The sequence below is a fragment of the Labilibaculum filiforme genome, assembly GCF_002843315.1.
Taxonomy (GTDB): domain Bacteria; phylum Bacteroidota; class Bacteroidia; order Bacteroidales; family Marinifilaceae; genus Labilibaculum; species Labilibaculum filiforme.
This window is the reverse complement of the sequence record NZ_MVDD01000005.1, coordinates 329867-342011: the sequence shown is the minus strand read 5'-3', so window position 1 is coordinate 342011 and position 12145 is coordinate 329867. Positions and strand designations below refer to the sequence as shown.

11 protein-coding genes are annotated in these 12145 nt (G+C 34.6%); 5 read left to right on the top strand and 6 right to left on the bottom strand.

Annotated elements, in window-relative coordinates; genetic code table 11:
- Positions 1–887: 887 nt before the first annotated feature.
- Complete coding sequence (locus BZG02_RS09565; RefSeq protein WP_101261195.1) at positions 888–1412, bottom strand: pyridoxamine 5'-phosphate oxidase family protein; 525 nt, start codon at positions 1410–1412, stop codon at positions 888–890.
- Between the two features lie 20 nt (positions 1413–1432).
- On the bottom strand, positions 1433–3388 hold the full coding sequence (dnaG, locus tag BZG02_RS09560) for a DNA primase (RefSeq protein WP_101261213.1): 1956 nt from the start codon (positions 3386–3388) through the stop codon (positions 1433–1435).
- 270 nt (positions 3389–3658) lie between these two features.
- Between dnaG and BZG02_RS09555 the strand changes: the two genes are divergently transcribed.
- From BZG02_RS09555 to BZG02_RS09545, 3 genes are read left to right on the top strand one after another with little or no spacing between them, the layout of a single operon-like run.
- Positions 3659–4492: a hypothetical protein gene (locus BZG02_RS09555; RefSeq protein WP_101261194.1), complete on the top strand. Its 834-nt coding sequence runs from the start codon at positions 3659–3661 to the stop codon at positions 4490–4492.
- A gap of 56 nt (positions 4493–4548) precedes the next feature.
- The gene (locus BZG02_RS09550) at positions 4549–5229 is read left to right on the top strand and encodes an SIR2 family NAD-dependent protein deacylase (RefSeq protein ID WP_101261193.1); all 681 of its coding nucleotides are present in this window, start codon (positions 4549–4551) and stop codon (positions 5227–5229) included.
- 13 nt (positions 5230–5242) lie between these two features.
- The gene (locus BZG02_RS09545; RefSeq protein WP_101261192.1) at positions 5243–5764 is read left to right on the top strand and encodes a hypothetical protein; all 522 of its coding nucleotides are present in this window, start codon (positions 5243–5245) and stop codon (positions 5762–5764) included.
- Positions 5765–5895: 131 nt separating this feature from the next.
- On the opposite strand, the gene BZG02_RS09540 is transcribed toward BZG02_RS09545, so the two are convergent.
- Both BZG02_RS09540 and BZG02_RS09535 read right to left on the bottom strand, forming a co-directional pair.
- Positions 5896–8187 carry an inorganic phosphate transporter gene (locus tag BZG02_RS09540; RefSeq protein WP_101261191.1) on the bottom strand — a complete coding sequence of 764 codons (2292 nt, stop codon included), beginning with the start codon at positions 8185–8187 and terminating at the stop codon, positions 5896–5898.
- Between the two features lie 96 nt (positions 8188–8283).
- On the bottom strand, positions 8284–8658 hold the full coding sequence (locus BZG02_RS09535; RefSeq protein ID WP_101261190.1) for a methylglyoxal synthase: 375 nt from the start codon (positions 8656–8658) through the stop codon (positions 8284–8286).
- A 248-nt stretch (positions 8659–8906) separates the two neighbouring features.
- Here BZG02_RS09535 and BZG02_RS09530 point away from each other — a divergent pair, with 248 nt between their 5' ends.
- Together BZG02_RS09530 and BZG02_RS09525 are read left to right on the top strand one after the other, a co-directional pair.
- Complete coding sequence (locus BZG02_RS09530) at positions 8907–9332, top strand: SPOR domain-containing protein (RefSeq protein ID WP_101261189.1); 426 nt, start codon at positions 8907–8909, stop codon at positions 9330–9332.
- A 1-nt stretch (position 9333) separates the two neighbouring features.
- Entirely contained in the window at positions 9334–9771 is a 438-nt protein-coding gene (locus BZG02_RS09525) for an SPOR domain-containing protein (RefSeq protein WP_180335684.1), read from the top strand.
- 11 nt (positions 9772–9782) lie between these two features.
- Here the strand turns inward: BZG02_RS09525 and BZG02_RS09520 are convergent, their stop codons facing one another.
- Together BZG02_RS09520 and rpoN are read right to left on the bottom strand one after the other, a co-directional pair.
- Positions 9783–10385, bottom strand: coding sequence for a hypothetical protein (locus BZG02_RS09520; protein WP_101261187.1), 603 nt, complete (start codon positions 10383–10385; stop codon positions 9783–9785).
- Positions 10386–10515: 130 nt separating this feature from the next.
- Positions 10516–11970 carry an RNA polymerase factor sigma-54 gene (gene rpoN, locus BZG02_RS09515; RefSeq protein WP_101261186.1) on the bottom strand — a complete coding sequence of 485 codons (1455 nt, stop codon included), beginning with the start codon at positions 11968–11970 and terminating at the stop codon, positions 10516–10518.
- Positions 11971–12145: the final 175 nt, after the last annotated feature.

The window sequence follows — 12145 nt, the reverse complement described above, 5'->3', positions numbered from 1 at the left end:
AATTCCTAAAAGACAGTCGTTACTGCCTCTAAAAGCGGTTGCAAAGATAAAGACTTTTTAAGCTCATCTGCAAGAAAAAAGTAAAGTTTTTTTTTATCTTTTTTTTTGCCGGTGTAAAACCGTTTCAACCACAATCTTGTAAAGAACTTTTGCCGTTTAAAGCGGGTGCAAAGATAAAGAATTTAATTCCTAACCTGCAAATGTTTTTTCAACTTTTTTTTAAAGCTAATTGCACTCCTAAGCCCCATGTTTCCTAGTGACTCGTCGAGTTCGTTAACCCTTAAAGCGGGTGCAAAGATAAGAAATAAAAATCTACATATCCAAACCCAAAGTGAAAAAAATTCAAAGAAAAATAAACTCCGGTTTTTGTGAAACAAAAATCACTCCCTAAATCACTCTAACCGTTGAACACTTTCCGTTGAAAGCGGTGCAAAGATAACCTATTATTTTTCCCACTTCCTAATTCTTTTGAAAAGTTTTTTTTAACTTCCTCTTAACGTACTGGTAACCTGACTGAAAAAAATAGGAACCTCAAACTTGTTTCCCCAATTATTTCCAATTAATAGCTATTTTTTAAATTTAGAATTAAATTTACTGTCCTTGGTTTATATCAACATTTATAGAGTTAATCGTTGAACAGCATTTAAAAACCAAGTTGTAAAAATAACTTCAGCCATATTCGCGTTAAGGATTGGAGGGAATACCCCGCAGCGGTGCATAAAATCATTCGACAATTGGTGTGAGGCAGATGAATTAATTTACTGATACTATATAATAAGAAAAGAGTAAAGCGAGGAGTAGTAACGGAAAGCCTGACCCGAAGTTATGAGGGAAACGCCCAATTGATAATATAAAAAAACCTTCTCGAGAGGAGAAGGCTTACTATTTTATTGGTCTTTTTGTGATTTCTTTTTATCGCGATCGACTTGCCAAGGAAAGTTATTGCCGTGTGGAGCACCAAATTCTTTGGCGGTAAGCTCTTCGGGTTTTAATCGATACACCTCAACATTTTTTACAGCTGGGGAGTTGTAGGTAAATTTTTTATCGGTGTACTGCGCCATTGTAATATTTAAGGCATCTACTTTTTGATCGAAATCGGTGATAAACTCAATTTTTCCTCGGGCAACAACACTTTTTCCTTTCATACGATAGCTACATGCAATATGAGCATCCTGAAAAGCCAGCTCGGGCGGTGTGCAAAAAGTAATGCAAACTTCGGGATTCGCTTTCAAACAATCTATAAATTTACCAAAATCGGCGCCGTGCAAATAGATATTTCCATTGTGATAACCAAAATTCATTGGTACTACGTAAGGTTTGTTTTCCAAATCGATAACTCCCACATTACAAATATCACACGAATTAATAATTTTATCTATTTGTTCTTTGCCTTCTATAAATACGGTTCTCATTTAAATAATTTTAATAAATTCTATGATATGGTTCGGTTTCCCAGTTCTTTTGAAATGGCATTTTTAATTTGATCTAATACCATTTTTTGTCGCATCAACTCCATCATTCGGTCGGAATCGCCGGTATCTTGAGCTTTTTGCATTTCCTGCATTACTTCCTTCATTAATAAACGAACCTTTTTGCCTTTGTATTCATTCACCAATTTAGGAACAATTTCTTTCAACTTCATTTCCTCCGATTCAACAACACTTTCGTTTCGAGTCCACAAACCACTTAATTGGTGAGGCTCACTGAGGATATCAGCCGCCAATTGGTTCACCTTTTCGTTGGGATGATCGCGAAAGAATGTTTTTGTGTTGAAAGCTTCCTTCACCATATTTTCGCCGTATTGGTCAAAAACTAACTGATATAACGGGTTCACGGATTCTAGTTCATCATTGGAAAGTTCGGTAATAATGTATTGTCCGACCAATAACTTTTCTTCTTTTCCGGCTTCGTCTTTCTCACTAAACAGAATTTCGTTTCCAAAATTGAGCAAAACTCTAACCAGAGCACGTTCTTCCAAATCGCATTCATTTGCCGATCGAAGAAATGCAGAATTCTCTGCTAACTTATCGGAAGCACCATCTTCGGGAATATTTGATCTTTGGTCATTTTTCCAGGTGTCTTCTTTTACTTTATGGATTATTTTATTGATTTCGGTGTATAAAACCCTTTCATCAACATTTAGGATATTGCTACATTCCCGCACATAAACCGCCCGAATAATTCCATCGGGAATTATCGCGATGGAACGTACAATATCGATAATAAGATTGGCGCGTTTCACCGGATCGTCTTTTGCATCTTTTAAAAGCAGGGTGGTTTTGAATACAATAAAATCGCTTTCGTTCTTTTCGATGTATTCCATTAATTCGGTAGCACCCATGGTACGGGAAAATGAATCGGGATCTTCGCCTTGTGGCAATAGTAACACTTTTACGTTTACTTCCTGTTCCAATACCAAATCGATTCCGCGCAAAGAGGCTTTAATACCAGCAGCATCGCCATCGTATATAATGGTAACATTATTGGTAAATCTTTTAATCAGACGAATTTGATCGGCAGTAAGTGCTGTTCCTGAAGAAGCAACTACATTCTCGATTCCAGCTTGATGAAAAGAAAGAACATCGGTGTACCCCTCGACCAAAAAGCATTTATCGTTTTGAACAATGGATTTTTTAGCTTGAAAAATACCATACAAAATTCGACTTTTATGATACACCTCCGATTCGGGTGAATTTAGATACTTGGCTGCTTTGGCATCATTTTTAAGAATTCTTCCTCCAAATGCTTGAACACGACCGGCAATTCCGTGGATTGGAAAAATTACCCGGCCTCGAAAACGATCGAGCAATCGGTTTTCTTTTTCGATACTTAATCCGGTTTTCACCAGATATTCCTTTTTATAACCAGAATCAACCGCATAATTCGAAAAAGCATCCCATGCCTCTAGGCAATATCCAACCTGAAATTTCTTAATGATATCGTCGCGAAAACCACGTTCTCGCATATATCCCATTCCTATGGCCATACCTTGTGCATGTTGGTGCAAATTCTGCGTAAATGATTTTTGTGCAAAAGAATTCACAATCATCATACTCTCCCGATCATTCTTTTGTCTTTCCTGCTCGGGCGAAAGCTCTTTTTCTACTACCTCGATATGATATTTTTTAGCCAAATACTTTAAAGCACCTACATAATCGAGATGCTCGTGCTCCATAATAAAATTCACAGCGTTTCCTCCTTTTCCGCAACCAAAACACTTATAGATGCCTTTGGCAGGAGAAACAGTGAAGGAAGGTGACTTTTCGTTATGGAAAGGACACAAACCTAAATAATTTACACCTCTTTTTTTAAGAGTCACGAAATCGGAAACTACTTCGGAAATTTCTGCAGAGTCGAAAATTCGTGCAACTGTTGACTGATCAATCATACCAACAAAAATAGGAAACAAGATTGAATTAAATTGAAAGATTAACACATTTTAAAAATTCTAAATTAAATCCAATCCTAAAAAACCAAAAATCATCTTTTTATTAATGCTTCCCTCTGTAAAATATTACTGTGCACAATTCGTTAACAATTTTGATGGACATAATTAATTTGATTAAATTCAATATCTGAAATATTTTTTCATCAGAAAAGAAATGATAAAGAAAACCAATGTATCTAACTACTAATAATGTATCACACAATGAATAGGATGATTACATGCCTAGTAATTTGTTTAGCGAGTTTCCAACTGTTTTCGCAAGAACACTTACCACATGCAACAGATTACAAACACTTTTACACTACCAAAACACTTGTTGTATTGGAAGACAATCCCTTTTGTGAGTATAATTATAAAATTAAAGAAGCTGTTGAAGAAAATTGGAAGGCTACAGCTTATGAATTTATTTCGATTGATGAATTTCAGAAGAAAAAACACGAACGAAACTATTCCTTTTTAGTGACTAGCACGGTTACTTTTAATAAAGATAAAACAAATGCCCAGTATCATTTTTTGAGTCTGGTTTTAGGCGGACCAGCCGAAGAGATTGGGAATATGCCCGACCTTTGTTCTATTCCCCTTTCGTATGTTAATGTGGATGAAGCAACATACATCTATAAACTTAGTTCGATTGTAGAATTTATGCAAAATCACATTGCATTAGTAAATAAAAATCCAGAAATTATTACAGAAAACATTCTGAAATATTACAATAAAAATAGTGCTGAAACAAAATACAAAACACTCTATTTACTTAAGGATGAACTGTCTTCCGAAATAAATACCTTAGCCAAAATCAGCAAAGTATATTCCGGAAAAGTAAAGTTGGTTACTGCTGATGAAATTGAGGAAGCGATTCGGAATAAAAATAGTCAAGTAATTTTTTTGCATAAGGTTGGTCCTGAACATACCAAAAGTAAGGCCAGATGTTTTAAAATATTAATAGGCGCAAGCGATGCAAAATTTTATTATTTTGATTTTCATATGGTTAAAGGAAATGAAGCAGATGGCTTTTTAAAAAGTGATTTTAAAAAAATAGATTAGTAACTTTATTTTATTAGAAAATAAAGTTGAATTTAGCCTTAAACCACTTAAATGGCATGAAAAAATTAGTTGTTTTGAGCGGAGCCGGCATAAGTGCTGAAAGCGGAATTCGAACTTTTCGTGATATGGGTGGGCTTTGGAAGCAATACGATATAATGGAAGTAGCTAGTCTGCAAGCTTGGAAAAAAAATCCACATTTAGTGCATCAATTTTACAACGAGCGCCGTAAACAGTTATTCGATTGCATGCCAAATAAGGGACATTTGTATCTTGCAGCACTCGAAAAACAATTTGAGCTTAGTATTATAACCCAAAACGTAGATGATTTACACGAAAAAGCAGGTAGTTCGAACGTGTTGCATCTGCATGGTGAATTAAAGAAAGCAAGAAGTACGGTTGATCCTGATTTAGTTTATGATTTAAAACACTGGGAGCTTACTTTAAAGGATACCTGCGAAAAAGGTTCGCCACTACGACCGCATATTGTATGGTTTGGAGAAAGCGTATGGGAAATTAACAAAGCTATTAATATTGTAGCCAAAGCAGATATTTTTGTAATTGTTGGAAGCTCGCTAAATGTGTATCCGGCAGCAAGTTTAATCGATTTTATACCGAATGAAACTTCTGTTTACATTATCGATCCAAATCAGCCATTTGTGCAATCAAACAGAAATATTACTTATATTAGAGAAAAAGCAAGCGTTGGAATGGAAAAACTATTCGAACTTCTTCATTAAATAATATTTAGATATGAAAACACAAGTGCTATTACTATTATTGGGAATATTAGTTATGACTTCTTGTAATCATTATGAATCGAAAGTACCAATATCCTCTCCGAGCAACTCTATAATAGAAGAAAGTTTATTGGGAGAATGGATTCTTTCCCCAGAAAGTAAATCAGAAGAAGCATCTGGTTATTTGGAAGTAATTCCATTTAATGACAACGAATACCTTGTGCAATTGAAAGAATATGCCGATTCGACCAAACATATTGAATCAATTATAAATATTCGGATGTTTGCATCGGAAGTAAGCAAGAATACTTATTTCAACTTGCAATTTATAGGTACGGATATCGATAAAGGTTTTATGATATATCGTTTCAAACCTGTTTCAGGCAATCGCTACAAGGTTTTCTTTCTTTCAAAAAATGAGTTTAACAAGACATTTCCTAATTCGAAAAGCTTTCGCGAATTCGTTGAAAAAAATCCAAAAGAATTTGATAAATATTTTGAGATGGAAGGCATACTCGAACGAAAAATTAAATAATTTTCACTCCCCAAAAAGCGACAAAAAATTAAAGAATTCTATCGGATTTACACCGATGTTCGTAACCTAACAAAATTAGAAAGGGCATCCAAAAATTTGGATACCCTTTGTTTATTTAAAATTCTTTTCAATTATAAATCTTCTTCGGTACTACTACTACCTGCTCCATTCATGGTTGTAAAATCACGAGAAGCTTTTAATAGATTTCCTAAATAAAGAACCAAGTTTTTCGTTTCATTAAGGATTCCCAAATACAGAACTGAATTTCTTGTTCCTACTTTCTCGGCCTTAATTCTTCTAATTTGTTCTTTTCTCGCTTTTTTTAAGGTAGTCAACAAATCCTTTTGCTTTACAAACACTACTTCGATTTGATCCAGATCGTAATTAGTATCCTTTAGTAATCGATTTATCGTTTTGAAAAAATCCTCCAGCTTTGTTTGTATTGTATTTAATTCGTCGATTTGCTCTGGAACCAGCGATTTGTGATTATTATCCACATATTCGAAAGCAGGTTCGGCAATATAATTAATCGAGTGAGCAATTTCCCTTAAATAATCAAGTAATTGAACGTAGAATGGTCCGGTAGTAATGCTATCCTCCGAAAGTTTCTTCACAACCAAAGGAACCTTATCTTTTAACGATTTTGCTTCCTTATCGAGCTTTCTTACCTTTTTAAGAGATTCTTTAAGCGTATTACGCTCTTCGAATGCCAAACCATTCACAATTTTAGCATAAACCTTAGGTATTTTATTTGTTACTACCGAAACGGCATAGGTTAACTGTTCTAAAATTTCTCCTTTACTGATAATAGACGCATCTTCTTCATCGATTTCTTCTGTTGTTTCTTCCTCTTTTGATTTGCGATTATGAAACACATGAGAACGAACAACGAAAATAACTGCTAAGCTTAATAAGCCAATAATAGCATATCCGCCCAACCAATTAATTAAACCAGAAAAAATAAAGGCTGCGGTAAAAGCGCTAAATGCAGTAAAAAACCATCCTCCAATTACAGTAAGCACACCAGTAATTCGATAAACAGCAGAATCTCTATCCCACGCTCTATCGGAAAGTGAAGACCCCATTGCAACCATAAAAGTAACATAGGTAGTAGATAAAGGTAATTTTAAGGAGGTACCAATAGATATTAAAATACTTGCCACGGTAAGGTTTACCGAAGCACGAATCATATCAAAGGCTGGAATATCCTTTTTATCTATTCCTACCGGAGCTGCAGGTTTCTCGAATCGCTTTTGAATTCCTTCCTGAAACTTACGCGGTAAAATATTCTTAATACTACTATTTGCTGATAAAGATCGTCGCACTAAAAGTCGAGCAAAGAAAGACGATCCAAATTTTTCATCTCCTTCGTTCTGATTACTCAAGCCAATTTCGGTTTCGGTAACCGTTCTTGCTTTTTTAGAGAACCACAACGTGATAGTCATGATCACGCCTGCAATAATTAAAAGGTAAGTTTCGGTATGAACTTTTTCGGCCAAAATTCCCATAGTCATTCCATAAGGATCTGTACCTGGATTAGCTATAAATGCTTGAAATGATTTAAAACCAGCTAAAGGAACTCCAATAAAGTTAACCAAATCGTTCCCTGCAAATGCCATTGCCAAAGCAAAAGTACCTACCAGAACAATAACTTTTAAAATATTTAAACGAACAAACCACACTAAAGCTTGCAAAACGACGGTCCAACCAACAAAACAACCCAATATAATGCTTAGTGTATTATTATGAATCCAATTAAGCGTTTCCTCGCTAATAAAAGAAGAACCTTTGGCTCCTTTTATTAAAATAAAATAGGTGATGGCAGTAATTGCAAAACCACCAAAAATAGCCCCAAAATACTTAAAAGTTTTCTCGAATCGGTAGGTAAAAATAAATCTCGTAACCCACTGCACCAGTGATCCTGACATGAATGCAATAACCACACTCATCAGAATACCGGTGATGATGGCCAATGCCTTTGCAGAGTTAATGTAACTTCCTAAATCAAGCATTGTTTGATCGGGAGAGTTCATAATTTTTACCACAGCAACCGCAACAGCAGCACCAAGCAATTCGAATACAATCGATACGGTAGTTGATGTTGGTAAGCCAACGGTATTGTAAAAATCCAACAGAATAATATCTGTTAACATTACCGCAATAAAAATAATCATGATTTCTGCAAAGTAGAACTGATCGGGATGAAATATCCCTTTACGGGCTACTTCCATCATTCCACTGGAAAAAGTTGCTCCCACCAAAATTCCAAGACTGGCAATCGTCATAATAATCCAACGAGGGGCAACCTTGGAACCAAATGCGGAGTTTAGGAAATTAACGGCATCATTACTAACCCCAACAATAAGGTCAGAAATAGCCAGTGCAAAAAGCACTACTACAATAATTAAGTAAAAGTTCTCCATCTTATTAAGTTCGTAAATTCCTCGCAAACATACAAACACATAAAGTGGCTAATATTTCACTAATGTTATCTTTGTGTTAATTTAATGTTAACAGACTTACTCTTCTGATTTGTTGAGCTTTACTAAATAGTCGGCAGTAGCAACATTTAATGCCATCGGTACATTATTTAATACACAAGTTCTAATTAATGTTTGAATATCGTGCTCGTGTCCGTGTGGTGTTTCCGCATCAATTAAGAAAATAACTTCATCTACTTTCCCTTCCAATATTTGAGCAGCTAAAAGAATATCTCCGCCATTAGGTCCATGGCCAAAACCTTTCACCTCTAAATCTAAAACCGAATTTAATAACTCAGAAGTATTAGTTGTACCAATTAATTGATGCTTTTTAAGTTCATCTCTGTGTCTTTTTACCCAAGCAAGCATTACACTTTTCTTTTGATTGTGGGCAACCAATGCGATTGTCTTCATATATTTATTTTTTAAATGATTCGTTATTTACTAATTTTTACAAATTATGTTTTGATCATCTTTTTAAAAACCATAATTACTACTTATATTAGTCATTCGAAAAATATTCGTGCATTAAAAAAAATGACAGGAAACAAAGCTAAGCTAGAAAAACTGCACTGTCCTTCTTCAAATCACAAATAAACGAAGTATTATTGAAATCATTAATAAAATTGTAAATTTGTTAATATTATATTAATCCTACCCTTATGAGAAAATATATTACACCTGTATTTATTGTTTCACTTCTTCTTTCTGTTGGTCTTTCGGCTTGTAAGGACGAAGCAAAAAATCCGGTTAAAGAAGAGCTTAGTAAAAAGGAAATAGCTAAAGAAAGTACAAAACCAGAAGCCATAACCGAACCAGTATCTAAAAAGAAATTAGAACCAGTGGTAGAACAAGTTCCCAATAAATATTTTTTAATAACAGCAAGTTTTCAAAATATAGATAATGCGGAACGTTTGCAAGACAAATTAAGCAAAGAAGGTTATAGTTCGGAAGTATTTGATGCCTCAAATGGTTTTCACCGAGTTTCTTATAAAGCTTTTTCGGATAGAGCGATTGCTTTTCAGGAGCTAAAAGTAGCAAGAGCGAGCGAAGAGAGCAAAGATAATTGGCTGTATATAAAACGATGATTTGAAATATAAATTCGAAATGGTAAAATTTAACTTCTTTTTAATTCTTGTATTTCTTCTTTTTTCCTCTTGTAAGGATAAAAAAACAGTTACTCCGGTAGAAAAGGGAAATATTGCTGAACATACAGTAAAAAGATCGGTTCCTGATATAACACCAGAATCGGATAACAGCAAAACAGAATTTACAAGCGAACAAATCGCCACAAATAGGAATTCGTTTGATTACCACATTGTAGCTGCTAGCTATAATAACAATAATCAGGCTGAAAGATTTAAAGACCGATTGTACCAAAAAGGATATCCAAGCGTAGTATTGGAGCAAAATGGTAAGTTTCGGGTTGTAATTCAATCCTTCAATAAAAAAGAAACTGCCCTAAAAGAACTAATTCGATTACGAGAATTAAATAAAACACCAGATTTGTGGTTGTTGCACCAATAAATCGATAGAATTTACATTAGAAGCAGACAAGAACAGATGCTTACTAAACCAACTATAAAACCTGTATAAACCTGAGAAGGAGTGTGCAGGTTTAATTTTAACCGGGAATAAGCAATTAATCCTGCAACAATAATTCCTGCCATAAATACAAACTTTAAAGAGCTGGAATAAAGTATTGTAAAAGCAATTACCATTCCCAAAAAGCCTCCAATTCCCGCCATATGAAGACTAATTTTCCACTTTAATGAGATTACCGTTACAATAAATATAGAGATAATTGCTGCAAGCTGTAAATGAGCAACTATTCTTGTAATTGGAAACTTAAGCAACATATAGTAGCCCAAAAAGTAAAACAGAATAGTTATTGCTAAAGGAATAAGTCTTTCGCGACGCTTCTCTAAACCTATATCCGAAATAATATTCATATTTTTTAGTAATGGCAATATACTCATGGGAAGTAATACAGTTGAGATAGCAACTATTAAATAAATTACCCGCACTAATTGGTGTGGTGTGAAATCGAGATAGGTTCCGGAATGAAATATTACAAAAACAGAAATTAATGGCATTAACATCGGATGTGCCACTCCTGAAATTATTCGAGCAAAATTCATAGTTACAGTAGATTGTTGGCTAGGGGAAATGAAGGTGAAAACTACCTATATCATCTGCCTAAGCCCATTAACAAAACAAAAGTGCAAAGATAATTGTCTTTGCACCAACTCATTTATTCTTTAACAAAATTTATAATTCTTTTCTTAATCTGGCCACAGGAATATTTAATTGTTCGCGGTATTTTGCAACTGTTCGCCGTGCAATTAAATAGGATTTCTCCTTTAAAATAACCGCTAATTTATCGTCGGTTAATGGCTTCTTTTTATCCTCAATATCAATACATTCCTGTAATATTTTTTTAATCTCACGGGTAGAAACCTCTTCCCCAGAATTGGTTTGTAAACCTTCGGAGAAAAAATATTTGAGTGAAAAAATACCAAAATGCGTTTGTATGTATTTTGAGTTCGACACTCGCGAAATGGTGGAAATATCGAGCCCAGTTATTTCTGCAATATCTTTTAAAATCATCGGTCTTAGTTTGCGTTCATCCCCTTCCAGAAAATACTCTCTCTGAAAATCCAGAATTGCATTCATACTAAGTAGTAATGTATTTTGCCGTTGTTTAATCGCATCGATAAACCATTTAGCAGCATCCAATTTTTGCTTCACAAACATCACTGCATCCTTATTTTCTCTCGACTGATTTTTCTTATTGCCCGAAAAATCCTCAATCATCTCCGAATAAGCTCTGCTAATATGCAATTCGGGAACATTTCGGGAATTTAAACTGAGCAACAAATCACCGTCCTCTTCTTCCAATATAAAATCGGGAATAATAGTAGGCGATGCTTTATCTAATGGGTTATTAAATGTACTTCCTGGTTTCGGATTCAATTTTAAAATTTCGTCCACAGCACATTTAAAATCTTCATCACTTACCCCAACTCTCTTTTGAATTTTATCGTAATGCTTTTTGGTAAATTCCTCGAAATTTTTTTTCAGAATCAGCTTAGCTAATTTTACATCGGGATTAAATTTGCCTTTCCGCTCTATTTGCAATAGTAAACACTCCTGTAAATCTCGTGCGCCCACTCCTGCTGGGTCAAAATCCTGAATTACGCGCAACAATTCTACTAATTCTTCATAGGTAGTTTCCACCCCCATTGAGAATGCCAAATCGTCCACAATACTTTCAATTTCCCTTCTTAAGTAGCCGTCTTCGTCAATATTTCCAATTAAATATTCGGTTAAAGCATATTTTTCGGGAGTAAGAATACGTAATCCTAATTGGGATATCAGTAATTCATGAAAAGTGGTTCCTCCCGAGAAAGGAATTTCTTCGTGTTTATCGTCCTGCGAATAATTTTGTGCAGAAAGTTTATAAGAGGGAGTATCTTCATCGTTCATATAATCTTCTAAAGAAAACTCTTCCTGATCTTTGTCTTTTTCGGGAGCTTCATCGGACTGGCTATCTTCATGATAATCCTCTTCGTTATTTCCCTCTTCCAGAACAGGATTCTCTTCCAACTCCTTTTTAATTCGTTCTTCGAGCTGCAAAGTTGGAAGCTCCAACAATTTTATCACCTGAATTTGTTGAGGTGATAACTTCTGCAATAATTTTTGCTGTAAACTTTGCTTTAGCATACTGTTTCTGTTCTATTTTTGAATGAAGCAAGGTACATATTCTCTTGTGAACTTACAAGAAGATAAACGTACAAGAACAATTTTCAAGCCAAAATGAGTAAGTATCAAAATCTTAAGTACAAAAGGAAGAAGTAATTTATTCAAAATAAGTGATTTACTTTCTTCCGATTTTCCT